Origin of the sequence: Vibrio harveyi NBRC 15634 = ATCC 14126 = KCTC 12724 (assembly GCF_001591145.1) — a bacterium.
Classification (GTDB): Bacteria; Pseudomonadota; Gammaproteobacteria; order Enterobacterales; family Vibrionaceae; genus Vibrio; species Vibrio harveyi.
Window position 1 is genome coordinate 34391 of record NZ_BCUF01000015.1, and the last position, 25412, is coordinate 59802.

The 25412-nt window shown below is 44.5% G+C and carries 21 protein-coding genes; 11 read left to right on the forward strand and 10 right to left on the reverse strand.

The genetic code is table 11. The annotated features are described in order from the left end of the window. Positions 1-40 precede the first annotated feature (40 nt). The 5 genes from VHA02S_RS09955 to VHA02S_RS09975 form a co-directional block, all read right to left on the reverse strand. Positions 41-958, reverse strand: coding sequence for a dienelactone hydrolase family protein (locus tag VHA02S_RS09955; RefSeq protein WP_038897515.1), 918 nt, complete (start codon positions 956-958; stop codon positions 41-43). 258 nt (positions 959-1216) lie between these two features. Beyond that, positions 1217-2170: a glycosyl transferase family protein gene (locus VHA02S_RS09960; RefSeq protein ID WP_038897514.1), complete on the reverse strand. Its 954-nt coding sequence runs from the start codon at positions 2168-2170 to the stop codon at positions 1217-1219. Further along, a complete protein-coding gene (cobA, locus tag VHA02S_RS09965) occupies positions 2167-3072 on the reverse strand; it encodes a uroporphyrinogen-III C-methyltransferase (RefSeq protein WP_038897512.1) in 906 nt (301 codons plus the stop codon). Before cobA ends, VHA02S_RS09960 begins: the two co-directional genes overlap by 4 nt. A gap of 20 nt (positions 3073-3092) precedes the next feature. Next, positions 3093-5756, reverse strand: a complete 2664-nt coding sequence (locus VHA02S_RS09970) for a nitrate reductase (RefSeq protein ID WP_038897511.1) — start codon at positions 5754-5756, stop codon at positions 3093-3095. 290 nt (positions 5757-6046) lie between these two features. Beyond that, positions 6047-6481 carry a GNAT family N-acetyltransferase gene (locus VHA02S_RS09975; protein WP_005450095.1) on the reverse strand — a complete coding sequence of 145 codons (435 nt, stop codon included), beginning with the start codon at positions 6479-6481 and terminating at the stop codon, positions 6047-6049. A 454-nt stretch (positions 6482-6935) separates the two neighbouring features. On the opposite strand from VHA02S_RS09975, the gene VHA02S_RS09980 reads away from it, so the two are divergent. The 6 genes from VHA02S_RS09980 to VHA02S_RS10005 all read left to right on the forward strand — a co-directional run bounded on the left by VHA02S_RS09980 (position 6936) and on the right by VHA02S_RS10005 (position 16009). Then, complete coding sequence (locus VHA02S_RS09980; protein ID WP_038897510.1) at positions 6936-9152, forward strand: EAL domain-containing protein; 2217 nt, start codon at positions 6936-6938, stop codon at positions 9150-9152. 220 nt (positions 9153-9372) lie between these two features. Further along, positions 9373-10629 carry an aromatic amino acid transport family protein gene (locus tag VHA02S_RS09985; RefSeq protein ID WP_038897509.1) on the forward strand — a complete coding sequence of 419 codons (1257 nt, stop codon included), beginning with the start codon at positions 9373-9375 and terminating at the stop codon, positions 10627-10629. 628 nt (positions 10630-11257) lie between these two features. After that, positions 11258-13171 (forward strand): tetratricopeptide repeat-containing diguanylate cyclase, encoded by a 1914-nt coding sequence (locus VHA02S_RS09990; RefSeq protein ID WP_005450105.1) that lies wholly within the window; start codon positions 11258-11260, stop codon positions 13169-13171. A 9-nt stretch (positions 13172-13180) separates the two neighbouring features. Then, positions 13181-13516, forward strand: a complete 336-nt coding sequence (locus tag VHA02S_RS09995) for a hypothetical protein (RefSeq protein ID WP_005450107.1) — start codon at positions 13181-13183, stop codon at positions 13514-13516. Positions 13517-13771: 255 nt separating this feature from the next. After that, on the forward strand, positions 13772-15550 hold the full coding sequence (locus VHA02S_RS10000; RefSeq protein ID WP_038897508.1) for a S8 family peptidase: 1779 nt from the start codon (positions 13772-13774) through the stop codon (positions 15548-15550). Positions 15551-15562: 12 nt separating this feature from the next. Then, the gene (locus VHA02S_RS10005; RefSeq protein ID WP_038897507.1) at positions 15563-16009 is read left to right on the forward strand and encodes a serine protease external chaperone; all 447 of its coding nucleotides are present in this window, start codon (positions 15563-15565) and stop codon (positions 16007-16009) included. Between the two features lie 142 nt (positions 16010-16151). Here VHA02S_RS10005 and VHA02S_RS10010 read toward each other — a convergent pair whose 3' ends face one another. The 4 genes from VHA02S_RS10010 to VHA02S_RS10025 all read right to left on the reverse strand — a co-directional run bounded on the left by VHA02S_RS10010 (position 16152) and on the right by VHA02S_RS10025 (position 20573). Beyond that, a complete protein-coding gene (locus VHA02S_RS10010; protein WP_029790729.1) occupies positions 16152-17441 on the reverse strand; it encodes an alkaline phosphatase in 1290 nt (429 codons plus the stop codon). A gap of 160 nt (positions 17442-17601) precedes the next feature. After that, a complete protein-coding gene (locus tag VHA02S_RS10015) occupies positions 17602-18531 on the reverse strand; it encodes an SRPBCC family protein (protein WP_029790728.1) in 930 nt (309 codons plus the stop codon). Positions 18532-18691: 160 nt separating this feature from the next. After that, a complete protein-coding gene (locus VHA02S_RS10020) occupies positions 18692-19933 on the reverse strand; it encodes a sensor histidine kinase (protein ID WP_005450118.1) in 1242 nt (413 codons plus the stop codon). Then, the gene (locus tag VHA02S_RS10025; RefSeq protein ID WP_005450120.1) at positions 19905-20573 is read right to left on the reverse strand and encodes a response regulator transcription factor; all 669 of its coding nucleotides are present in this window, start codon (positions 20571-20573) and stop codon (positions 19905-19907) included. The genes VHA02S_RS10020 and VHA02S_RS10025 overlap by 29 nt, the downstream gene beginning before the upstream one ends. 88 nt (positions 20574-20661) lie before the next feature. Between VHA02S_RS10025 and VHA02S_RS10030 the strand changes: the two genes are divergently transcribed. From VHA02S_RS10030 to VHA02S_RS10040, 3 genes are all read left to right on the forward strand, one after another. Next, the gene (locus VHA02S_RS10030) at positions 20662-21885 is read left to right on the forward strand and encodes a DUF5666 domain-containing protein (RefSeq protein ID WP_038897506.1); all 1224 of its coding nucleotides are present in this window, start codon (positions 20662-20664) and stop codon (positions 21883-21885) included. 124 nt (positions 21886-22009) lie between these two features. Next, the gene (locus tag VHA02S_RS10035) at positions 22010-22345 is read left to right on the forward strand and encodes a hypothetical protein (RefSeq protein WP_038897505.1); all 336 of its coding nucleotides are present in this window, start codon (positions 22010-22012) and stop codon (positions 22343-22345) included. 117 nt (positions 22346-22462) lie between these two features. Beyond that, complete coding sequence (locus VHA02S_RS10040; RefSeq protein ID WP_038897504.1) at positions 22463-22759, forward strand: hypothetical protein; 297 nt, start codon at positions 22463-22465, stop codon at positions 22757-22759. A 97-nt stretch (positions 22760-22856) separates the two neighbouring features. On the opposite strand, the gene VHA02S_RS10045 is transcribed toward VHA02S_RS10040, so the two are convergent. Beyond that, positions 22857-23897 (reverse strand): hypothetical protein, encoded by a 1041-nt coding sequence (locus VHA02S_RS10045; RefSeq protein ID WP_038897503.1) that lies wholly within the window; start codon positions 23895-23897, stop codon positions 22857-22859. Between the two features lie 375 nt (positions 23898-24272). Between VHA02S_RS10045 and VHA02S_RS10050 the strand changes: the two genes are divergently transcribed. Further along, on the forward strand, positions 24273-24734 hold the full coding sequence (locus VHA02S_RS10050) for a hypothetical protein (protein WP_005450125.1): 462 nt from the start codon (positions 24273-24275) through the stop codon (positions 24732-24734). Positions 24735-24819: 85 nt separating this feature from the next. Beyond that, complete coding sequence (locus VHA02S_RS10055) at positions 24820-25296, forward strand: copper chaperone PCu(A)C (RefSeq protein ID WP_038897502.1); 477 nt, start codon at positions 24820-24822, stop codon at positions 25294-25296. The last annotated feature ends 116 nt before the right edge of the window (positions 25297-25412 follow it).

Sequence of the window (25412 nt, forward strand, 5' to 3'; positions counted from 1 at the left end):
AGACATAACAAGGACTGTGCCAACTAAACTTGAAGCGTTATTAACTGGAAGCGAGATGTTGTTGGAAGAATCCTAGTGTGCGTTCCCAAGCGAGCGCCGCTTCTTCTGGCGCATAGCGGGCTGTTGAGTCGTTATGGAAACCGTGATTGACGTTCTCATACATTAGCGCTTGATACTGTGCGTCGGTTGCAATCAATTGCTGTTCATAAGCAGGCCATGTGTCGTTAACACGCTTATCGAGCCCTGCAAAGTGAATCATCAACGGTCCTTTGACTTGCTTTTGGATCTCTTGCACCGCAGGTGTTCCATAGAAAGGCACACCTGCATCAAGCTCTTCTGGCATTACCGCTGCAAGCATATTGACTATGTATCCACCGAAGCAGAACCCGACCGCCCCCAACCTACCGTTCCCATCCTCGTGCTGTTTGAGGAAATTAGCTGCGGCAATAAAGTCTTGTTCAATCTTGGCTCTGTCCATCTCTTTCTGCATAGCGCGACCCTCATCATCGTTCCCCGGGTAGCCACCAAGTGGGTATAGCGCATCTGGAGCAAAAGCAATAAAACCGTCTTTGGCGAGTCGCCTAGCCACGTCTTTGATATAAGGGTTCAATCCGCGATTTTCATGAATAACTAACACGGTCGGCGATTTCAGGGTCTTCTTCTGTGGCATAACCAAATAACCGCGCCCTTCTCCATGCCCGTTTGGAGATGGAAAGGTTTCGTAAGTTGCTTTGATGTCAGGATCGTTAAATGAAACTTGTTCTGCGAGTGCATAATTCGGGGTTAGCGCATCGACCAGTGCCGTCATGCTAAAACCCAGCACTGCGAGCCCACCCAGCCTATTAAGGAACTCGCGGCGTGAGATCTTTCCGTGTGCGTATTCATCGTACCAATCGAAGGCTTCTTGCGGGATAGGATGAGAAGCCTTTTTAGTGGGAGTGGTATGCTTTAGAACCATTATCCATGTCCTCTGTGTCTTACCATATGGGAATTTCTAATTCTCAAAAGCGAAGCAAAGAATGAGCGCAATTGAGGTCAAAACTGCAGTTTCACCTCTCTGATACGGAGCAAGGTGGTGAAACACATCACTGGTGAGCTAGGATCTTTAACCTTCTTCAAACAATAGATAATGGATTCAGATTCAACAACTTTGCGTTGTTTGTTTTGAGTGGATTTGTCTAAAACCAATACTTTGGTTTAGCCAGTCAACTCAAAATTACTCGTAATGACAGTACGTCTGCCAATAACTAAAGGCACGTTCAAAGGCTTTTTCTCGATCATGCATTTGTGCAAACAAGACCACTGTCATCGTAGCAAGAACCGTATTTGCCATTTGGTTCATGTCATCTTCTGACGTCCCAAATGGGCAGTTCGCAGGCGTTGGCACCTCAGATAGCATTTGCTCCGTCCAGTAATGCGATGTCACACCGCTTGTTTGGCTTAACCATACTGTTTGGCTTACTTTTGGGTTGTATTCTGACTCACCAGATTGTCCTTTGAATGACACAACGGCGTGCGCAGTTTGACCAATCTCGTATTCGACTTCGGCATGAAGTTGCTGGAATCCAGGATGGAAACTACCACGAATACCAACCGTTGCCTGCCCCGGGTTCAATGCTCGAACCACGGTATTGATCGGCGTTCTAAGCCCATAACGATTCTTCCAACCGATCATGGTTTCTGCTTGAGTCGCAAACGCACTCAGCGGCAGATACACAATGTTTTGTGTTTCTAACACACGCTTTGCGTCTTCTGCTGATTCCGCTTTCGTAATAGCAAAAGTGTCGAGGTAATCTTCGGCGTGTAAACGACCAGATTGACGGTCGTGATAGCCATGCATTAACACTTTATGACCATTATCGGCAAGGATCTTCGCTGCCAACAGGTGCCAAGGCTGACCTGCCGCTTCACGTTTGCCTGCATAACATGGCCAATCAATGTCTGCACCAATAGCTGGCATGCGGGATTGGAATGCTTTCACAAAACCAGCGATTTCTTGTTGAGTCTCGTTCTGTACGCGGATCAGCATCAATAACATCGCCATCTGATCATCATCGCACTCACCGTTTAGGTATTCATCCATAACTCGAAACGCTTGGTCAAAGCTCAGTGGTTTTCTGCCACGCTCGCCACGACCGACTGTTCTGATACATTCCAAAATGCTGCTCATATTCCCTCGTATTCCGTCACTGACTGTACGGTTTCTATTAGTTGTTCGCGCAGTTTGACAACTTCTCCCATCACAATCAATGCTGGGCTCACGCCTTTAAGTGTAATCGATAAATCATTGAGCTGATTGAGTTGTGTAGCGTGCACTTGTTGTTGAGGGCTGCAACCATGAGTGATTATCGCGACTGGGAAATCTTCTCTCAAACCAGAGCCTATTAAACCCGTTTGTATTTGCGATGACTTTTCTAACCCCATATAGAAGACTAACGTTTGTCCGCTTTGCATCAATTGGCTCCACGCCTCAAATGCGCCTGTTACCACTTGCCCCGTAACAAAGGTAACGCTGCGAGCAACGCCACGATGAGTCAGCGGAATCAAGCTGTTTGCTGAACAACCAATCGCAGCGGTAATGCCGGGGATAACTTCGTAAGCGATTGAGTGTTTGACGAGCGCTAACGCCTCTTCGCCTCCACGGCCAAATACGAATGGATCTCCCCCTTTTAAGCGTACAACTCGCTTTCCTTGTTGAGCGAGCGATACTATCAAATCACAAATTTCTTCCTGACCAATACTAGGTTGTCCGCATCTTTTGCCCACGTAAATCCAATCAGCTTGTGGCGAAGCCAACTCCAAAATATCTTTGTTAACCAAACGGTCGTACAGCAGCACCTCTGCCGACATAATCGCTTTCACTGCCTTCACCGTTAATAAGTCAGGATCGTGCGGCCCTGCTCCAACAATCGAGACAAAACCTTTGTGGTTCGCATCTAGATCTACTGAATGGTCTTCTAAAAGTTGGTTCAGTTTGCTTGCTTGGTCATGCTTAGAAAAGCGAGACGAACGTTCTTGTTTCTGACTCGCTTGTCCTTTCTTAAACCAAGACTTTTGATAAGGCGCTTCCATGTGCTTATCCTCTTTGTGACTTACTTTATTTGAATAGCCAGACTTTGCTGGTTCGCTTGCTGCTTGCCCTTTTGATGCTGATGGCTGTCGACCATTTGTTTGATTTGAGAGACGCACGAGCCACAGTTAGTACCGCATTTGAGTTTGTTTTGAAGTTGGGTCACTGACGTGCAGTCTTGTTTCTCCATCGCGTCATGTATTTGTTTATCGGTGACGCGGAAACAACTACAGACCAGTTTGGCACTGCTTTGCGATTGAGTGATGGTAAGCAGTTGCGATAGCTCCATAGGTTTGCCAATCAAGCCGGTAAAGTTGGTGTAGTCGGTTTGAATTGGTTCACTAGACACCACTAAAACAGAGCGAATGATACGAACGTCTCCAACAAGGTCGTAATCCACCGCTAGCCAACCCTGGGCAATATCTATCGTAATCCTGCGGCTCTTTTCCGTTCGACAAAAACTCTGCTTCTTTGGTCTTTTATCGTGTGCAAAGCGCCAGATGCCCAAATTACTTTCTGCTTGAAATGCGCTGTAGAGAAACTTGCCAGAATCAAACTGTGTACCGATGAACATACCGTAGGTTTTTACCGCCGCGTCTTGCACTTCAACATAAGATGACTTAAACGCAGGTTGCCCAGAAATAGGGTCTTTTGCGCTGTTTACTATTGCGTTAACACCGCTTTCACCGCCATATCGACCCGCCCAGTGCATTGACATAAACAGCTCCTGAAAACCTAACCCCTCATCAATGGCAACTTTGGCATAAATACTGGTGTTTGAATTGGGCTGGAACAGCTTGGTGAGTTGTCCTGCTTTTAAGCGATTTTGAGTAGCAGAGAGTGTGTTCATGTACACGGTTGGTTCTAACTCAGAGGCAGCAAGGTGTGCGATATGCCCTGTGCGCGTCATGGTATGCCATTGATCGCGTTGCCTACCCGTGTTGAGCCACCAGCCTTTTGTTCTCTCTAAGCGTTGAGGCAATTCGCTGGTCACGACAAAACGCGCTTTTCCATCTGGGTGTGAATAGACGCCATCAGAAAAAGGGCGTACTCCTCCCCATTGAGTAGGCTTCCAAGCTTCGTATTCTTGCTCGGTTAAGTTCGCGTGTTGAGAAAGATCTAGCTTCAATGGCGAATCTGCATTCATGCCTGTCATCGCCGCATACTCCCTGAATACCGCATGTTCTGAGGTAAATGCAAAACCATTCTTGGTCTTCTCTAGTTCACACAAAGCTTGCCCAACTTGGTTTATCGCCCACCAATCCGATTTTGCTTCACCGGGAGGTGTTTGAAACTGACGCTGCCTTGAAAGTCGACGCTCAGAGTTGGTCACCACGCCTTGCTTTTCCCCCCACCCGGCGGCGGGCAACAACAGGTTCGCGTAATGCGCTACATCCGAATCCGCTGTGATATCTGAAACAATCACAAATGGACAAATCTCTAGCGCACGTTTTACCAATTGGTTATCTGGTAAAGAGACAACGGGATTGGTTGCCATGATCCAAAGAACTTTAATCTCACCACGTTCTACCGCCTCAAACAGCTCGACGGCTTTTAATCCGGGCTTAGTGGCAATTTCTGGTGAATCCCAAAACGCTTGTACCTCCTTGATAGACTCTGCGTCAAAAGCGCGATGAACCGCTAACTGGTTTGCCAATCCACCGACTTCTCGCCCACCCATCGCATTCGGCTGACCAGTTATAGAAAAAGGACCGCAACCAGCTTTCCCAATCTTACCTGTCGCCAAGTGTGCATTAATAATGGCATTGCCTTTATCGACACCATTTTCAGCTTGGTTAACCCCTTGGCAAAACAGCGTGATTGCGGTTGGGCTTTGTGCGAACCATTGGAAGAATGTCGTGAGTTTTTCTTCTGATATACCAATGGAAGACGAGAGATTAGTGACATCGTAACGCAAATCAGAAACTTCTTCTGCAAGCGCCTCAAACCCGTCGGTATAGGAGTTTATGTATTGAGAATCAATGTATTGCTGCTCGATAAGAAACTTGAGCAGCCCATTGAAGAGTGACACATCACCATCGTTTTTAATCGGTAGATGCAAATCCGCTTGCTGCGCGGTGACCGTTTCACGAGGGTCAATCACCACCAATTTTAAATTTTGGTTCTTCTCTCTCGCTTGTTGGATTCGGCGGAACAACACAGGATGTGTCCATGCGGTATTGGCACCGCATATGATCAATAGTTCGGTATTATCAATGTCATCGTAATTGACGGGAACGACATCTTCACCAAATGCTCGTACATGAGCCGCAACCGCCGAAGACATACACAAACGCGAGTTAGTATCAATATTCGCGCTGCCGACGTAACCTTTCATCAATTTGTTGGCGATATAGTAGTCCTCTGTCAGCAACTGACCAGAAACGTACATTGCGACCGAATCAGGTCCAAACTCCGCCTTTGCTTGGTGGATCTTTTCTGCAATCAGATCTGTCGCCTGTTGCCATTGCACTTCCTTACCCTGAGGTCGCTCCTGACTTACAAATTTCGGATACAACAACCGTGACGGCATATTTAAACTTTCTGCCAATGCCACACCCTTTACGCACAATGAACCCGTATTCGCCGGATGACACGCATCCCCAACAATTCCTTTCGCATTGACCTCGACACCACATCCAACACCACAATAGGGACAAGTGGTTTTTTTGCATCCTTGCGACATTCCGCCCCCTGATTCTTTCCTTAGAATGACGAGCTACAAGCGAAAAAAAACCTCTCCCGAAACGAGAGAGGCTGCATTGCCTATAAAAGCTCAAAAAAGTAATACCCTATCCGCTTAACCGCCTGCTAAGGGAAAGCGGCGCATCGAGTTAACGATGAACACAATCTAATTTGCAATCCCAATGCCAACTATGAATACCATTCATTTTCAATAACTTATAAAGATCCGTTTTCTCTTTATATTTGGTTGTGCACTGATTAGGTGCGGATTTGTTTCACAGAAGTGCAGCACTAGCGAGCGAGTTGCATCACCAAGCGCGGTTCTTGATCGCCAAAATAGTTATCCTCTTCCGCGACCACAACAAAGCCAAGCGATGAGTACAGTTTGAAGGCAGGTATATTGTCAGGATCAACGGTTAGCTTCACTACTGAGCCTGTTTCAACTTTACTTAGCACCTTATCCACTAGCAAACGCGCAACCCCCTTGCCTCTGTGTGTCGCATCTACCGCTAATGACAGAATCCATTGCGTGTTTTGTTCATCACTTGTCGCCATCAGCACATAACCAGCTATTTGCCCTTCTTCTTTGGCCACCAACAAACCTTGAGACCAACAATCAAATGCTTGTCGAAAGAAAAATTGAGGGTAAGCGTGATGACCAAATAACTTGTGCTCCAGTGTATATAGAGCTGCTAAATCATTTTTATCTGCTGAGGTGATCTGCATTGGCAATGTTTCCTTATAAAACTCTCCGAGTGAATATAGTTGCAAAGTGCGATAAAACCTAACGATTTCATGCAGTTCACATTGATATACCCAAGCGACTTCAAGATGCAGGGTTCAGAGCGTTGTCATCAAGTTGGGTGACGCAGAAATCAACTCAATGACATGCTCCCGAAGGGCGAGTCTCCTTGGGTATACTTCTTTTTGCTTTGGTCAGACCAATTCTTGATGATGAGAGCCAGTTTTAACTAATGGAACGTCATACCAGTTTTTATTTGATTGTTGGTCGTTTTTTGTTGAATAATCGCCGCTCTTATATACAAAAATAATAATAACGAGACGAAAACAGTCGTCCTTATTGAGCAATCAGGCTCATTAGCAAGCGAGTCATTACGAAAATGTACCGCTAGCGTTTACGTCAGCGCTTCAATTAAGTTGTCATAATTAGAGTTGAATAATGTCGATGTCTGGATTCGAGCAAATCAACCCTTTGCTCGATTATAAAAATAAAAAGTGGTGGCAGTTTTTAGGCATTCAAACCCTAATTTTTTGCGCGATACAAGTCAGTTATAGCCTGTCTAATTTCTATGTTATCTCGCAAGATCGTGTCCATGTACTCTCTTTCACAGCCGCTTTTGTCGTTGCTGTGACCTTAAGATACAGTTGGCGAGTATTGCCGACCATTGTCGCGAGCCTGCTATTTTACTATACCGTCTTCTCCCAACGTCCTTGGGAGATGGCGCTATTATTTGCCTTCTTTTTGCCCACCCTGCCATTACTATTTTGCCAACTTTATCGCGCTGCATTGAAGCGTGTACTGGCTTACAACTTCACACTAAAGTTAGGTTACTTCGCCATTTTAATCGGCATTCTTTACCCAATAGCGAACACCGCACTTTTGCTTCTGATCTGTGCACTTCTTGGAGGAGCGCCAGATTTTTCTTTTGAGTTTATCGCCTATTCAGTTTTGAGCGCGATTTTAACGCAAATGGTACTGACCCCTTTATTAAGCCTAGGACTGAGCTACGTGCTCGATGGTGATAATGCGCCCTATTTAAAGCTCGACCGCGCCATGATGGACGCCCATTCCAGCCCTTTGCATTTCAGACTCTGGCTGATGATTTGTGCGCTTTTCCTTGTGGCGGCTATATCAACGACTAACCCACTAACACTCAACACCTTGAGTTTAATTTTGCTTTGTCTGGTAGGCATGGCGTTAGGCAAGTTTGGCTTGGTGCGACCAATGTTGGTAGGCGCCGCCACTTTATTGATTTGTATCGAAAGCATCATAAAACGCTTCAACGCGGATATTCTCTCTAGAGAGCAAGTTTACGCCATGCTTTTGGTGTTGTTTGTTCTCACCATGCTTACGTTTATGCTTGGCGCTCACACGATTAAAAACTACGTCACCACACGCAATGCCATTCGTAAAGAGCGTATCGACAGCTTCACGGGGTTGTACAATCTCGCGCAACTTAAAGACGATGTCGCAAAGCACACGAATGCTACTTTGATTTACATAGACCTTGAGCCTACGTTGTCAAAGCTAAGTGGTCTAGGGCATCATGGTAGAGCGCAATTAATGAAACAGCTCAGTCAATATCTCGCATCAAATACTGAGCACTTACAGCGCGCCTACCTGCCTCCTTTTGCGAGTGGTTTACTCTGCATCGCGCCCCGCTTACCAAACATGGAAAAAGAGCTCGATACTCTGATTAGCCTACTAGATAGCTTCTATTTTTACTTCGACGACAAAGCTATTAGTCTCGTAAAACGAACGATTCAGTGCGCTTCAATCTTTGGCAATAGTAACCTTGATCCACTTATCTCTAAACTGTGTGAGCAACAAGCTCATCAGCAAAGCTGTGTGAGTTGGGTAACTCACAACCACCAGCAATCTAACACACTCAATCAACTCAGCTTTATCCAACAGTGCTTTCGTGAGAATCAGTTTGAGCTCTATTGTCAGCCGTATCGCGCCCTGACGCTAACACCTCAAGCCGCGCATTTCGAAATCCTTCTGAGGTTAAAGCCAAGCCAAGGTGAGCTCATGTCACCTGCTGAGTTCTTCCCGTTGATCAATGAGTTTGGACTCGAATTAGAATTAGATCAGTGGGTTATTGAACACACGTTCAGCGCACTAAAGGCGCAAGTGGAAGATTGGAACCTTGTTGGACGCTGTGCCATCAACTTGACCGCTAAGGCACTCAATTATGAAGGGATGGCGGAAGACATACAGGCAGAAGCTAGGTTGCATCATATACCAATGGATAAACTGTGCTTTGAGATAACCGAGTCGGATGCGCTGCGCAATGAACCCATCGCTATTCACAATCTCGATCTTCTTCGCGCATCAGGGTCGACCATCGCATTGGACGACTTTGGTACCGGATACGCCAGTTTTGACTATTTACGTCGCCTCCCACTGGATGTGCTCAAAGTTGATGGCTCTTTTGTAAAAAATATCGTTGATAGTGAAAACGACCGAATTATCGTTCAAGCCATCAGCCAAGTTGCCACCAGCATGAAATTAGTAACCGTTGCCGAATTTGTGGAGTCACAAGCACATATTGACACCCTAGAGTCGCTAAATATTCAGTTTGCTCAAGGGTTTGGTGTTGCTAAGCCACTTCCCTTACATGACTACCTTACAAAGTTATCGAACAAAGCTTAACCACAACATCTAAAACCAAAAAATCGTTAAATTTCACGATATAGTTTCAGTTTTAATATGCAAAATTGAAACTATATATCGCTTTTTGCAAATTTTCATGGTTCGATAATTTACACCACTGCCTTTTCACCAGCATGATTCACCACTCCACCAATGTGATAACAATCACTAAAACATATAACATCCGCGCGATTATTATTTTTATAAAGGCGAGTTTTAAGTGAAAGAATCTCGAGAAACGTTAAATTTTAGTGAATTAAACACAACAAATAATTGGACAAAACATGATACTCACTGGGTATTAAGCTTGTTTGGTACTGCCGTGGGTGCAGGCATTCTATTTCTTCCTATTAACCTAGGCATCGGTGGTTTCTGGCCCTTGGTTGTTATGGCGATCCTCGCTTATCCAATGACTTACTTAGCGCACCGAGGTCTTGCTCGCTTTGTGCTGTCATCCAAAATCAAAAATGCAGACTTTACAGATGTTGTAGAAGAGCACTTCGGAGCGAAAGCTGGTCGTTCGATTTCGCTGCTGTATTTTCTTTCTATCTTCCCGATTCTACTTATCTATGGCGTAGGTATTACCAACACCGTTGACAGCTTTATGGTCAACCAAGCGGGTATGGAGCCACTGCCACGTGCCCTACTATCTGGCGTATTAGTATTCAGTTTGATTGCTATCATGATGGCGGGTGAAAAAGTGATGCTACGTGCGTTCGCTATCATGGTTTACCCGTTGGTTGCGATTCTGGCGTTTCTTTCATTTTATCTAATGCCAAACTGGAGCATGCCAGTGATGGATGCACCAGAGATGTCATCTTTCGCAAGCACAATGTGGCTGGCGATTCCAGTCGTCATCTTCTCATTTAGCCACGCTGCGGCGATCTCAAGTTTTGCGAACGTACAACGCCGACACTATGAAGACGGTGCCGATGTAAAATCAGAGCTGATCTTGCGCCGCACAAGCATTATGCTGATCGCATTTGTGCTGCTTTTTGTCTTCTCATGTGTACTTGCTCTTTCCCCGGAGCAACTGGCAGAAGCAAAAGCACAAAACGTGTCGGTATTGTCTTACTTAGCTAACGCAACAGAAAACCCATTCATTGCAACTTTGGGGCCACTTGTCGCCTTCGTTGCCATTACTTCTTCATTCCTTGGTCACTTCCTTGGCGCGCGCGAAAGCCTGAATGGTTTGATCACTAAGCATTCTGATATGCCAAAACGACGTGTTGATCACATCAGTGTAGTCGTACTGTTTGTGTCTATTTGGATTGCAGCAATCATGAACCCAAGCATACTAGGCATGATGGAAGCTCTATCAGGCCCAGTCATTGCCATGATCTTATTTATTATGCCGATGTTAGCGGTATATAAAGTGAAAGGGCTGCAGAAGTATCGTGGGAAAGCATCTACATACTTTGTACTAATGACAGGTATTGTTGCAGTAAGTGCGTTGGTTTTTAGCTTGTTGAGTTAAGAAAAGAGATTTAGGCGAGATTTTCAGGGGAATACCTTATTTTTTATTAAGGTAATTCCCTGAATTTTGCTATGGTTTTCTTATCAGTGATGATTCGTTACTGTCTCATTGAATGAGAGTGAAAACACCTGCGATCATCAGTACTGAAGCAATACAAGTACGACCGATAATACCGAAGCGAGAAGGTTGAATCATTTCGTTGTGCATAGGCAATCTCCTTTTTGATGGGAACAGCCAGTTTTTCATGGCTTAATAACACTATGTCTAAAAACGCCTTTTTCCACAATACATAGCAATATTAAATATTTATGACAACGAGATGAAATTTTAGAGATCAAACGTTTTTTTAAGGCAGATCCCTCTCTTTGTTTGCTAGTTCACTCTCCTCTTTTAAACTTCTAACAACTTCAGTTCGTTTGTATCTGGTTAGGGTTCATCAGCCGACTCTCTCCTTTCTCCAAAGTCCTTCGTTTTTTAATTCCCGTAATTTCAACCCCCTACAAACATTGATCTGATAAAGGTTTTACAAGCATAGATAGACTGCCTAAATCTATGGGTAATCACTCAGAATAAGTGATAGACTTCACATGTGTTTCAATTATAAGAGTCAGCTCTTATCACCAAACTAATGCTTTTCCCGCTTAAAACGTTACGAACTATTTTTCCGATTGTCCTAAGTACACTTTGTCTGTCTTCTAGCTTTGCCTCTGAACAACCAAACAAAGAGAGTTACCTAAGGCACCATATCGCTAAAGACGATTATCCGATGCTTGAGTTCTACTTTGACTCCATCGGCAAACCGCGATCAATTAAATCCAGTGAACTTTCACTACCTAAAGACGCCTCACCAGAATCCCAAGCTCTGTATTATTTTGCTCGTATTTATCTTGAGCGTTATGAAGGTGTTCCTCTACCTAAAATCCCAAACCTCGTCGAATTCGGTACCATTCATAATTTGCAGTGGGTTATTGCCGAGGCAAAACTGAATCAAGCAGTAGAATTGGTGGAGGCCGATGAAGTCTGGCAAGGTGAACTTCTTCTTCATGACGTTATTAATATCTCTCGAAAAATTGGCTATAACTCCCTTCAGGGACGCGCCTACCGTTGGTTGGGAAATGCCGAAGTTCAACGCTCTCAGGTCCAAACAAGTCTAAAGCACTATCTAACTGCTTATGACTTGTTGGAAAATTCAGAGTTCGAAATTCAAATCGCGATGACGCTCAACAACATTGCCTCTCTGTATATGGAATTATCAGATTGGGATCGTGCAAAGACTTATCTAGACCAAGCATTAAAAGGCTATTTAAACAGCCAAGAGAAGTACGACAATAGCCTTTTCTTAGCCATTATGTACGCAAACTTGAGTGTCATTAACTTTGGGATGGAAAAGTACGAGGAATCTGAGCGTTACTTCGAAGAAGCAGCCAAACTATCAATGGCAACAGGGTCAGTTAGAATTAAGCATAACTCGGTATCTAACCTATCCCAGCTACTCAGCACGCTTGGGAAAATGGAAGAATCCTATCAGTTGGCGCAAGCTTGTTTAGATTTACCCAATCCACAAAACCTAAAAGGCATGAAAGCAGCATGCTATGAAGCATTTTCAGAAGCTTATCTTCAAGATGGTAAGTTCGAGCAAGCGATAAAGAGTGCAAATCTCGCCCTAGAAGGGTTAAGTGAAACAGCAAGTGCAGAGACCAAACAAAAAATGGATCTGTATTTAGTTCTTATCCGAGCAAACCAACAGCTTAAGCATTTCGAAGAAGCATTCAACGCATTAGAGCTTCTACGCAATCTAGAAAAGAGCTTTGAAAATCATATTCATGGCGACGAGATGATTAATATCAAACTCGATTTGGAGGCAAAACTGGCACAAAAAGAACTGACTCTTTTAGAGGCTAAGAATGCTTTGCAAGCTTCTGAACTTGAGTCGCAGCGTTATCGCGAAATCTTCTACTTCTTTGTTGTCGCCGTCATTGGTTTTTGGTTGTTCCGTTATATCAGGCAGATGAACCGAATCAATGAAGTACTTGCACAAGAGAACACAACGGACCCATTAACTAAGGTACACAATCGCCGCTTCTTACCGAACTGGCTCGATAATATGGCGCGCAGAAGCCCAAGTCGTCGATTTGCTCTCGCGATCATCGATATTGATTACTTTAAAGTGTTCAACGACCAATATGGTCATGATTTGGGCGACAAAATGTTGATGCATGTGGCACGAATACTCGATGAAGCCACACGTTCTGGCGACTTGCTGGTTCGCTGGGGCGGTGAAGAGTTTGTGCTTCTCTTCGAAATTAGCCATGCCGACGACTGTGCAAAAACATTGGACCGTTTGAGACTTGCGGTTGAAAACAACAACCTAGAGGTTGACTCTGACTCCATGGGCGCGACAATCTCTCTTGGCGCGGTTAATGAATTAAGCGCGCAAACCATCAAACAAGAGTGGGATAAGTGGTTTTTCGCTGCTGACCAAGCTCTGTATGATGCAAAGCAAGCTGGTCGTAACCAGTACAAGATTCACTCGACGTCATAGAATAGAACAATGAAGAAAACATGGATTTTTGCTGCGATTGCGCCTTTGTTTTTAGCAGCATGCAGCAATCAACAAGCTGCACAACTTGGGATGAGAAGCAGCAGCGTCAACGTATACGCTCAACAGATGAGTAACATGCAGTTGTGTGAGACCTTGTATTATAATCGCGCTTCAAACCAAACACGTGTTGCGATTGGTGCTGAGTTCAACCGTCGAGGTTTGAACAAGCGTTGGTGTGACCAACAATATAAGCAACTCTACATTGAGAAAGTGGTTGACGGTCTGTTGTCTCGTAAAGAGAAAGCCCCTACAGAACCTGAGGCAACCATACAACCTGCCATATAAATCACCCCATTCCATAAAAAGCAGGAAATTACACTAATATTCCTGCTTTTCAAACACGCTATATTTTCACCAAATATCTAGAATCTTACGTACCTTCAAGTGGTTAACACTAAGATACTGTCGTGCGTCGAAAAATAAAAGTAAATAAGATGTAAACAGTTTTCGTCTCCATTTTTAACCGCTAGCTTTGTTTAGACCTGTTTAAAGGAGTACCGAACAGGAAGAAAAATTCCAAACAAAGACATGAGGTCACAAATGGAAACACGCATTAATCGCCTATTCGCTGCGATGCTAGCAGTAGGCATTTCACCTGCCGTCTCGGCATACGATCCGCTCTATTCTGAGCAATGGCACCTAAACAACACCGGACAAACTGCGTTTGCAGCGAACCCTGCTGTTGCCGGTAACGACCTAAACACAACACTCACTCAAGCAATGGGCATTGCTGGTGTTGGCGTTAAGGTTGCGGTCATAGACTCAGGCGTACAGATCGATCACCCAGATCTTGCAGGTAACGTAGTCACAGGTAGCCGAAACTTCATCGAAGACTCTCCTTTCCCATCTGATTATCCGGTAGACGCAAATGGTCACGGTACCGCGGTTGCCGGTCTGATCAGTGCCGTTGGTAACAATGGCGAAGGGGTTCGTGGTGTCGCTTCTCGCTCTTCTCTTATGGGCTTTAACTGGCTCGCAAACCAAACTCTTGAAGGTTGGTTGATTTCTCACGGTGCAGATGCGTCAACAAGCGATGTTCGTGTATTCAACCAAAGCTACGGCTTTAGTCCTCTTTCCCCAATTGCTTTCGATGAAAACGATCCACAGTTCAAATTGGAAGTGGATGTGATGAAAGACGTCAGCAAAAATAACGCTTGGGGTCGCGGAGCCGTGTTCGTAAAATCAGCAGGTAACGGCTATCGTTACTTCAATACGGGTCGATTCTTTGTATTACCGGGTGACTTCTTTGCTGGCGGTGGCAACAAAGGGCTACCTATGCACAACGCAGTGCAGTCTTATGACAACTCAAATTACTACAACTTAGTAACCAGCGCTTTGCGTGCTGATGGTACCCGCGCAAGTTACTCTTCAGTGGGTTCAAACGTTTGGGTTGCAGCGCCTGCTGGTGAATACGGTCAAGATTTCCCAGCAATGGTCACCACCGACTTGATGGGTTGTGAACAAGGTCAAAACACCAGTGCTGACCTTGGTATTAACGGTCTCCATGGTGGTACGGAGCAAGATCCAAACTGTAACTACACCAGCACAATGAATGGCACCTCATCTGCAGCGCCAAACACTTCAGGAGCCATTGCTGCCATCATGTCAACTAACCACGCACTGACTGCTCGTGACGTTCGTGCGTTACTTGCAGAAACAGCAAGTGTGACAGACGAAGCTCACCCAGGAGTGCCACTTGAGTTCGTTAATAATCAAGGCGAAGTTGTTAGCTATGAAGCGATTTCTCCATGGCAGACGAACGCAGCTGGCGTTAATTTCCATACGTTCTATGGCTTTGGTGCTGTAAACCTAGACGAAGCAATGAAACGTGCACGCATGACAAACAATGTTCTGCCAGCACAAATCATTACGCCTTGGGCAAGCAACTCGACAGAAGTCAGCGTTCCAGACGCAAGTCTAGCGGGCGGCTCATCAGCCATCGCTGTTACTGATGACATTACGGTTGAATCGGTTCAAGTGAAGCTAACACTGGACCATTCACGTCTACCAGATTTAGCAATCGAGCTGATCTCTCCATCAGGCACTCGCTCTGTTCTACAAACGCCTCGCAACGGTCTGGTTGGACAATCACTGGATCCAAGCATTGCGGGTTACGAGAACCAATTGATGCTTTCGAACCACTTCTATGGTGAAAACGCGAAAGGTGAATGGACGCTACGCGCTATCGATACTAATGGTGATGAAGTGTTCTCATTCATTGCATATTTCAATTCTTCAGCTATCTATGATGTACCGATGGCAAACAATGCTAAGCCAGGCGTTATCAAGAACTGGTCTATGCGTATCTTTGGTCACTAAGGAGTCATTCACATGAAATTTATAACATTTTCGATTTTGGCTCTATCAACGTTGGCAACTGCCGTACAAGCAGAGCAACAATTAGCGGAGCAACCAACACCAGACTTGTTCATCGCGTCTGATGCAGTAGAAATTAACGGTCAAGATTACCGTAAACTGTCTGTCGACAACCTTTCAGAAGCCGCTGAATTGCATGCAGGTGACGAGGTGTTTAAGAATGCATTTAGCAATGTATCAAAAGCAACCGGCCTTATCTTTGTCACGGTAAAAAATCCAGCAGACGCTAAAGCAGTAGCAAAAGAACTCAAACTTGAAGTTGTTTTCGCTCAGGGCGAATCAGCGGTATTCAAAGCCTCTGAAGGACAAGACCTTTTGGGCATCAGTGACTATCTGAATGCTGACAGTCGCGTAAAAGCGTCTAAAATTGAATTAAACAGCGGTAAATACCGTGCACAATAATTCTCTAGCAAGAGAAGTTGGCTTTTAATCAAAAATACCTCAGCAATCGCTGAGGTATTTTTTTAAGAAATGAAGAAGCACGTAAAACTATCAACTTTACAACAACTTCACTCCCAAGAAGCTATCAATCAACACCCATCCATTATTGAATAAAGTTGATTAGTTTCTTAGCGATATCCGTATTGTTTTGCGAACCAATAAACTGCTCAGAGCCTTTACCATAAGCGAAGACCTGAACATCGACGGCGGTATGTCCTTTCGTCGTCCAGCCGGTATAACTCTTCTTATTGATAATATCCTTCACTTCTTTGTAAAGCGCTTTAGCTGGCTCTTCACTCAACTTCGCGTATGCTAGTTGTCGGCTTTGATCTTTAGTTAATGCCCAATCTACGGACTCATTCCACGTCGCGATCATATCGTGAGATTTGGCCAAAGACATCGCCAACGGCCACGCTGTAGTATGAACGCCCTTAATCGCTTCTGTATCCCATAAATACTGACCATTAGCGCCGAGGGTTAAACCACCCGTGGAGTGGTCCGCCGTAACGACTAAAAGCGTATCTGGGTGAGCATCAACATAAGCTTTTGCCAGTTCAATTGATTTTGCAAAGTCATTCATTTCTGCCATCGCACATGCAATGTCGTTCGCATGAGCACACCAGTCTATTTGACTGCCTTCAATCATGACGAAAAAGCCGTTATCTTGGCGTTGAAGTAAGGACAACGCCTTGTTGGTCATCACTTGCAATCGAGTTGGGTTTTCATCCAATGCGAACGGAAATGCTTTATCTGCAAACAAGCCAAGAGCAGGCAAGGTTTGCAACGCCGGAAGTTGTTTGAAGTCCGTAATATACTGATACCCTTGTTCTTTAAACTCTTCAACTAAGTTACGGTCATCTCGTTCGAAATAACGGACACCACCTCCGAGTAACAAGTCGACTGGCAGTTGATCATCCACTTTATTGTCGACGTAATCATTGGCGATTTCATCATAGTTTCGGCGTGATTCGTTATGTGCGGCAAAACTCGCTGGGGTAGCGTGATTGATCTGCGAGGTTGCGACAAGCCCCGTCGTCATACCCTGCTCTTTTGCCATCTCTAACATTGTCTTAATTGGCTTCTTCTCAGCATCAACCGCAATCGCACCATTGTAGCTTTTGACCCCTGTACTCAATGCCGTTGCACTCGCAGCGCTGTCAGTGACATAAGTAGCATCGTCTGGATAGGTTTTCGCCATACCGACTAAAATTGAGTCAAATACTGTTGGTTCTATTTCTTCTGTACTTGGATCATCGTGGTAGTAACGATATGCAGTCGTAAAAGCAGGTCCCATGCCATCACCAATCATGTAGATGATGTTTTTAGGAGCTTCATCCGCATAAGAAGTAGACGCAAATAAGCAGGCAGTAATTAGGGAATATTTAAGTTTCATATCTCATCCATGACATAATGCGATGGTGCTATTTATCCAAGTAACTGAGAGGTACTTGAGCATCGCACTCATCAACTTGGTTATCGTTCTAATTGATTAGTCAATATTATCATGCAGTTGGATTGAAACATGGTGTTTCTTCATACTTTTACAACGCACATCATTTCTTGAAGACAATTACCTCGGTCAACAAATCTGCTTTCTCTGTCTCATTGGGGTTGTTCATATAGCGTTCGATCCCTAACGGCTTGGTTTTCACTTTAATGCCATTTTGTCGCGTTAGGTTCATCACCAATGACCACGCGTTACCTAAGAACCAGTATTCGCCCTTATGTTCAACGACATAAGTATCACTGGCGGGGATAGTTCCAGCAACAAACTCGCCACTCGCCACGACTCCTGCTTGTACTGGTAAGCACGTGATAAACTCAAAATAACCACGCTTCATGTCCATCGAAAGGTAGTAGCAAAACAACTCTCCAGTAACGGGGAGGTTTTCTTTTTCTGCCATTTCAAACAAGCGTTCGACATGCTGCTGCATAACAGGACCAATCTCTGAAATAGTTCCTGCCCCAGCCAAGCCAATGTAGCTGACTTCGTTTTGTTTCCGGGAACCGAGGTCTTTGAGTTGAGATAAGACTTGCCCGGTTTCCAACTGGCTTTTTAGCATACGTAAACCGCGATCATAATCCATTTCAATCATGGATTTAAACATCCCCTTAAGGAAGAATAAAAACCAAGGTACACGGGATTGCATCATCCATTCTACTGCACACCCCTTCTGTGACGGCGTCACAATCAATGTCACTTTCGCCTGACTTTTAAATGGTCGAAAGAAGTGTAACTCCATATCAAGGCGATGCTCTTGTGTACTTTCCAGTACCACTGCCCCTGTACCTATACGTTTACCATTCCATTGATATCCTGAGCCAACTTTTCCTTGTTCTTCGCTGTACGTAAGTTCGCAATCCGGTTCCAAAATTATCCATGGTGACCATTCGGGCCAATGGGTAAAATCTTTCAGATAATCGATGATTTCACTTTGCGTCTTTTCGATTTCGATACTTCGGCTGACCTGATAAGAGAGCATAACCATTCCTTGGGTTTCATTTTTACTATTATGAGTCTAATTCAAATCGAGATTTTTTCTTGTTTCACTGGCAGTTAGGAACAAAAAAGCCAGAGTCGACGCTCTGGCTTTACAACTAACCGTTTTGAGTGTGTTACTGGAATCTAATGATCTGATGACTTTACGATCGAAAATCAACCGTAGCGGTAAACCTTACGCCATCATCATCCAGTTCAAATGGCCAACTCATGCGCTCACAAATACGTTCGACAATGACTAAGCCACAACCATAACCTGCATTGTAGGTTTCGTTACCATCGTGTCGATTAACAATAGTAAGTTGCGTGCCTATCAACACGATTTCAATATCGCCAATACTGTAGCTAAACGCGTTTTTGATCAGGTTATTAATTACAATCGTCACAAAACTCTCTGGGGCATGAACGAGCCCACTCTCATTTTCGCTCAGGTTGTATTCTGCTCCCTGTTTAGCAAATAGAGGTGCAAGCTCAGCTAACTGCTGTTTTAAGCATGTGGTTAACGCATGATCGGCATAGTGTTGCGGCTCTACCTTCTCTTTACCCAATAGTAAGAAGGCTTCCGTTAACACTCTCATTTCCTCACAAGCCGATTGCATACGTGTGATAGCTTTGTGAGCAATGGGCGGTTGATCCGGTACGCGAGCCAAAATGTCTGTTGAGCCTTTAATAACCATAATGGGCGTGCGCAGTTCGTGAGAAGCAAAGCGACTAAACTCTTGCTCACGACGAAAATACCCTGCGATTTCATTTTTACTATCTAACAGAGTCTGTTCAATATGACGAGTCTCGCTGAATTTGGTATCCACATCGAAACCCGGTTGGTCAGGTGGCATTCGCCCTATTTTGTCTTCAATCTTGGCAAGTGGACGCGACAAAATGCGCACCATATAAACACCGTAGCCAACCATGATCAAAGAAAACAATCCACCTAAAAAGAAGGTGAATTGGTGCAGCGAGCTTTCGTATTCATCCAAGTAGTCATCCGAGTCATCTTGAAAGACAATGTACATCAAGCCCTTACCAGACGGGTGATCAAACACGACAAAATGCTTATCCTCCTCGCCTAAAAGGTATTCATAGAAACCGGGAAACTTGAAAGACAACAGCCACTCCGGCGTTGGTGCTTCACTCCAATAAGAATCAAATTCTAGAACGTTAGGAAGCGGCGCATCCCACCCCATGTTTTGGAAGTTCTCTTGGTACAGCTCTACCTCTGTATCTAACCAGTGGTGTAAGCTCAGTACTTCGAGTTTGTTCTCCGCTACATAAATTAACGACCAAAATAAGGTAAACATCGCAAAGGTCATTAAACCGAATCCCCAGCGGATCTTGCGATAAATACTTGGGTATTCTTTATGCTTTGAGTCGGTAACCTTGTCCATGAATCGTCTCTAGTCTGGAATCATCAAAACCCTTGTCGAGCGCCGTTCTTAAACCATAGATATGGCTTCTCAATGCATCACTGCCTGGAGGCTCATCACCCCATACATTATCAATGACTTCGGTACGAGACACCGCTGCAGGCGCGCGCTTTAAAAGCAGCTTTAGAATTTTAGTTTGAATGCGGCTGAGTTTGATGTGTTTACCATTGCGAGTCACTTCATCGGTTCTCACATCTAAGCTTATGTCTGCAAACTTTAACGTGCCAATATCTTGCCTTGGACCTCGATTGGCTAATGCATGTACTCTCAAGCTAAGTTCTTGCATGGCAAATGGCTTCATCAAATAGTCATCACCACCAGCATTGAATGCCGCGACTTTATCATCGAGAGTATCTTTGGCGGTCAAGAACAAAATTGGGGTACCACAAAGTTGCTCACGACGGAGTTTCTCGACTGTACTGATGCCATCAAGTTTTGGCATCATGATGTCCATAATGATGACATCATAATGATTTTCTTGAATTAAATTTAGCGCAGCCTCTCCATGGTAAGCGCAATCTATCGTCATTCCTTCGAGCTCTAGATAATCCGCAATAGTTTCTGAAACATTGTGATTATCATCGACAATTAATATTTTCATAGGCTCACGTTTCTTCACGAACACTTCACGATAAGCGCCATAAGATACAACCAAATTCATAAATAAGCTTTCAAAATAGGTCGATATCATGAAAAAATTAGCGCTTGTAGCGGCAGTGGGTTTGGCATTATCAGGTTGTGGTGGGTCTGGAGGTAGCGATAACTCTACAACTCAACCTGCAGCGAAACCAAGTGCAGCTATCGGTACCGTAGAGTCTGTAAGTAGTGAAAACAGTTCAATCACAGTAAATGGCTACACTTACCGAGTATCAGAAGTTATGTATGGTGGTAAACAAACCAACCTTGCTTCGGTGAAGCCTAACATGATGGTTCAAGTTGGTTCTGGTCAGGAAAAATCGTCTAGTGCACCCGTTGTTGTAACACTAGAACCAACCATGACTGGTCACATTAAGATCATCGACAAAAACGCGGGCAAGTTCACCATCAATGGTTTTGAACTTGTCTATCCAGAACTCATTAACTCTGATATTGACAGTGGTGACTGGGTAATGGTGTCGTCTCTACCTGCGGCGAACAACCAATACAAAGTACTTTCAGTCGTAAAATTTGAAACCAGCTTGTCTGATCAAGATGAAGTTGAAGGTCGAATTTCAAGCATTGACCTTAATAAGAAAGAATTCAAACTTGGTGCAAATGTGACTGTCGCTTATGACCGCATTGCGGATCTACAAGTGGGTCAATGGGTGGAAGCAGAAGGCTCTTTCAATGGCAACGTTTTTCATGCCTCGTTAGTTGAAGTTGAAAGCTACAACCAACTACAAGGAGAAAATGATGTTGAAGGCATCGTCACTTGGGTAAACCAAGACCAGAGCGCCTTCGAGCTTAACTACCGCGGAACATTTATCATTGATGGCAAAACTTGCTTCCAAAATGATGATGACGCACCTTGTAACCCAGCGTTGATCGCCAATCTAGCCGTCGGCTCTGAAGTTGAAGTGACTTCTGTCATGGGAACATTGAACACCCCGGTTGCAACTCATGTCGAGTTTGAAAAGCCAGACTGGGCAGATGATAACGAAGAAGATTGGAACGTTAATGAGTTCGAATGTTCTGGCTGGGTAGCAAACCACAAAATTAATGGCGTGGACACCGCAACTTTCGACATCGATCATTGTTGGAATGATTTAAACCAAACTATCGATAACTCTAGCGTGGTCGTAAATAGCAAAACAATGTTTGAAGATGGTCTGTCATTTTCAAACATCGCAAATAAACATGTAGAAGTTGAAGGTACTATCATCAACAACACAAATGTTGCACTTGAGATTGAGCCTTTGGAATCTGACGACTAAGTCGAAATAAGTACAACAAACACAACTAAGAAGCACCGCCTTTGTGGTGCTTCTTCCCTCTCTCGTATCGTCTTTTCTTTTCAATTTTTACAACAGATACGTATGACCAAATGAGGGATTAATAATGCGTAAAATGACACTACCTCTAATTATGCTTTTCGGTGCTTGTATTTCAGCAAGCAGTTTCGCGGCAACAAACAACGATAATACATCAGAGCTATTAGAGTCTTTTGAGTGCACAGGCTTAGTAAACAGTTACGACGCAAACTCCCGAACTTTCGTGCTTGCTTGCCAAAACGATCATGGACCAGAATTCCAAACCAAAACGGTTGTGATTGATACCAATACTCAGCTTAATGGCGTACAAGAAGCGAACTTAGACGGTGCGACTATTGAAGTTGATGGTGTAGTTGTAAACGATCAAAATATCGCAAGAGAAATCGAGGTCGCGAACGACTAAGGCTCCGAAATTACAACAGAAACACACAAGTGTCGCGTCTGCGGCACTTTTCTTTTCCTGCAAACTCATATCACTCAGTTGCACTTAATCCATGTTGACATGAAGACGGTAACTGTAATGAGCAAACGTAACCTTGCCCTACTTCTCCTCCTATTTGGCGCAACCTCTGCGGACGCTGGCGTATTGGACCCAGACTGTGACGCAGAAAAAGCAGCCAAAGCAACAGCCACTAAAGCGGTAGTGGGAGTCGGTGGTCGATGCACACCAAAAGAAGCCTTAAAAGACAGCACGGTGGAAGCCGGTAAAGACGCGCTACCCGAGGAAGGACTTGCAGGTAAGGCCGTCGGCGCTGCAATGCCAGAGAAAGAGAAGAAACCTATTAAAAACACAACCAAGAAGATCATCACTGATTAATCGTCAGCCTGAAGTGAGTCGATTGGTGAAATATCGGTTTAGAGTAAATGAAAAGAGCGTCCATCTAGACGCTCCTTTGTTTTTTCGTTCGCGATGCTTAAGCCACTTCCGCTTGACCAATCCAGTGGTAATGGTGGTTGGCTTTCTTACCGACTAAACCAAGTTTAGCTAGTTCTTCAAACACTTTGTCGACCTCTTCTGCCGAAAGTCTGAACTGCTTCGCCACCGCTTTTTTGGTGCAAGTAATTTGGTGACCTTTTAACGCGTCACTCACCTGCTCTAATAACGTTTTTGGCTCTTCTGGTTCAAGCTCTTGTTGCGCTTCAGGCTCGGCTTCCTCTTTGATATGAGGCAAGTATCCCGCTGGCTCTGGGTCAATATCTCGAACGTTTGCGAGCGTTATTCCGTCGTTACGACGGAAGAAATGGCGGAAGCGATTCTCTTCACCAATCAAACCCACAAAGAAAGCAGCAAAGAAATCCAACAAGATAGATAAGAACACCACCAAGCCCAACTGCGCTTGAGAAGAGGTCGTTCCAAATGCTTTCGCTAAGCTGTCGATCAAACCAATCACCGAACCTTGCGCCACTGGCGGTAAGCTATCACGCTCTGTTGCTAAACGTTGTTGCTCTTCACGTAGCTTCTTGTTCTGCTCTTGAATGCGCGTTACGCCAGTTGCGATACGCTCCATCTCGATGTACTTTTGCGCCGCCATGTTGTTCAGTTCAATCTGCTTATCGATTGACGCAATCTGACGGTTGTAGGCTTCCACTTTCGCTTGTTCTACAGAGATATGACTTTGGGCGCTGTTGGTCGCACTGTTGATGCCACCGATACTGCCGCCGATAGAAATAGCGGCAAGCACCAAATAGAAAACTAACGCCGTTAGGGCTCCGGTGTAGTTTCTGTGTGCACGACGCTCACCGTATTCATACCAAGCGTAAAACTTGCCCGCTTCAAAGATGATTGCCAGACCGCCAAATAGCGCCTGCATCATTGGGTTTTCGTCAATCGACAAAAACAGTAAAAGAGAAAAAATAGTCGATGCTAAAATCGCAGCGCCAGTAAACGCGTACACGCTCACCATAGCAAATCGACCTTTAGGATATCGATATCCGATCTGTTGTTCGTATTTCATTGGAGAAATTTCTTAAGATTCCGCAGCCCTTATGTGATGGGCGCTTCAAGCAACTACAAAGGTGCGGAGAATACCGTATCCTTTATTAAATTACTGTCATAATTCCGTTAATGGAAAACAAGTGAGGAATAGATAATCAGTTTGAATTGAATCAGTTCGATTCTAGCACGTAAAATCACCAACAAAATTCCTAAAATTCAGCCTACCAATGGATTTAGAAGGCTACTAGATAACGACATTTGCGATTTCGGTTCTCAGAACAAATAACCACAAAACAAATAAAACACACTCACATCACCATTTTATAAACTTATAGTTACAAATTATTGTTCGTTTGTTAGTATCGCCGCGTTAAAAATCTCACTATCGAGTCGCATGGATATACTCAGAATACAGCAAGGAAAACAGACACTAAGCGCTATCACGATCATTATCGCTGTGCTGTTTCAACTGTACCTAACGTCGACTGCGGCACTAAACCCTACGCAAATCCACAGCGAAAATTGGCTAAACCAAGTTCAAGATGAAAAGGTGTTGCTGTGTACCGCTGATGGCTTTAAATGGGTGGATATTAACGAACTGATTGAAGCCAACGCACTGCCCAATTCTGAATTTGTTCAAGACCTTAATCTGCATGATGGATTTCAATTTGAGTGTCCGTTATTGCAAGCAGCGCAATTCTTTATTTCTATCGCGCTAGGACTTTATCTTGCTACGCTTTCTTGGTTAAGGCGCACTAAGAACACGCTCATACATTACCAATTCGCGATTTGTGGCAAACAAGTCTATAAACACGTCGCACCAAAACAATCACCGCCTTGTGCTTTCCTCGCCTAATGCTCTGCATGTGGCACACGAAAACAACTATTAAGCCGATCGGACTTTCGAATCGGAGAAGCCAAATTTCATAAGGAAAACACTAATGCTTAAAACAATCAAAACCACAGCTATCGCTCTTGTCGCTTTATTTGCAAGCCCACTCAGCCTTGCTCACGAATACGAAGCAGGCAAGATTCACATCGATCATCCTTGGAGCCGTGAAGCGCCACCAAATGCACCAGTAATTGGCGGTTTCTTCCAGCTAAGTAACCTAGGTGACGTCGACGACGCACTGATTGCGGCTTCGACACCGATTGCTGACCGTGTGGAAATTCATACTCACACGAAAGAAGACGGCATGATGAAGATGATTAAGATTGATGAAGTCGTGGTAGAGCCTCAGCAGAAAGTGGAATTCAAGCCAGGCAGCTTCCATCTCATGATCTTCAACCCAACCCAAACGCTAAAAGAAGGCGACCGTTTCCCTGTGACTTTGACGTTCAAAAAAGCAGGTAAAGTGGAAGTAGAAATGGCGGTTGAGAAGAAAGACCACATGGAGAAGCACACGCACCACCATTAATCGCCTAAACGAAAAGAGCCCGCTACTTCAGCGGGCTCTTTCTCTTTTGGTACCTATGATTCTAGCCGTGTGCACCTTTGGTTGTACTGATGTGCACTTTAGAGATTCCCTACTCG

Excerpts from the sequence above, each read along its gene's own strand:
- VHA02S_RS09990 (WP_005450105.1), top strand. The coding sequence starts at position 11,258 with ATGCTTTTCCCGCTTAAAACGTTACGAACTATTTTTCCGATTGTCCTA.
- VHA02S_RS09995 (WP_005450107.1), top strand. The coding sequence starts at position 13,181 with ATGAAGAAAACATGGATTTTTGCTGCGATTGCGCCTTTGTTTTTAGCA.
- VHA02S_RS10040 (WP_038897504.1), top strand. The coding sequence starts at position 22,463 with ATGAGCAAACGTAACCTTGCCCTACTTCTCCTCCTATTTGGCGCAACC.
- VHA02S_RS10010 (WP_029790729.1), bottom strand. The coding sequence starts at position 17,441 with ATGAAACTTAAATATTCCCTAATTACTGCCTGCTTATTTGCGTCTACT.
- VHA02S_RS10055 (WP_038897502.1), top strand. The coding sequence starts at position 24,820 with ATGCTTAAAACAATCAAAACCACAGCTATCGCTCTTGTCGCTTTATTT.
- VHA02S_RS10045 (WP_038897503.1), bottom strand. The coding sequence starts at position 23,897 with ATGAAATACGAACAACAGATCGGATATCGATATCCTAAAGGTCGATTT.
- VHA02S_RS09975 (WP_005450095.1), bottom strand. The coding sequence starts at position 6,481 with ATGCAGATCACCTCAGCAGATAAAAATGATTTAGCAGCTCTATATACA.
- VHA02S_RS10020 (WP_005450118.1), bottom strand. The coding sequence starts at position 19,933 with ATGGACAAGGTTACCGACTCAAAGCATAAAGAATACCCAAGTATTTAT.
- VHA02S_RS10025 (WP_005450120.1), bottom strand. The coding sequence starts at position 20,573 with ATGAAAATATTAATTGTCGATGATAATCACAATGTTTCAGAAACTATT.
- VHA02S_RS09970 (WP_038897511.1), bottom strand. The coding sequence starts at position 5,756 with ATGTCGCAAGGATGCAAAAAAACCACTTGTCCCTATTGTGGTGTTGGA.
- VHA02S_RS10000 (WP_038897508.1), top strand. The coding sequence starts at position 13,772 with ATGGAAACACGCATTAATCGCCTATTCGCTGCGATGCTAGCAGTAGGC.
- cobA (WP_038897512.1), bottom strand. The coding sequence starts at position 3,072 with ATGGAAGCGCCTTATCAAAAGTCTTGGTTTAAGAAAGGACAAGCGAGT.
- VHA02S_RS09980 (WP_038897510.1), top strand. The coding sequence starts at position 6,936 with ATGTCGATGTCTGGATTCGAGCAAATCAACCCTTTGCTCGATTATAAA.
- VHA02S_RS09960 (WP_038897514.1), bottom strand. The coding sequence starts at position 2,170 with ATGAGCAGCATTTTGGAATGTATCAGAACAGTCGGTCGTGGCGAGCGT.
- VHA02S_RS10005 (WP_038897507.1), top strand. The coding sequence starts at position 15,563 with ATGAAATTTATAACATTTTCGATTTTGGCTCTATCAACGTTGGCAACT.
- VHA02S_RS10030 (WP_038897506.1), top strand. The coding sequence starts at position 20,662 with ATGAAAAAATTAGCGCTTGTAGCGGCAGTGGGTTTGGCATTATCAGGT.
- VHA02S_RS10050 (WP_005450125.1), top strand. The coding sequence starts at position 24,273 with ATGGATATACTCAGAATACAGCAAGGAAAACAGACACTAAGCGCTATC.
- VHA02S_RS09955 (WP_038897515.1), bottom strand. The coding sequence starts at position 958 with ATGGTTCTAAAGCATACCACTCCCACTAAAAAGGCTTCTCATCCTATC.
- VHA02S_RS10015 (WP_029790728.1), bottom strand. The coding sequence starts at position 18,531 with ATGCTCTCTTATCAGGTCAGCCGAAGTATCGAAATCGAAAAGACGCAA.
- VHA02S_RS10035 (WP_038897505.1), top strand. The coding sequence starts at position 22,010 with ATGCGTAAAATGACACTACCTCTAATTATGCTTTTCGGTGCTTGTATT.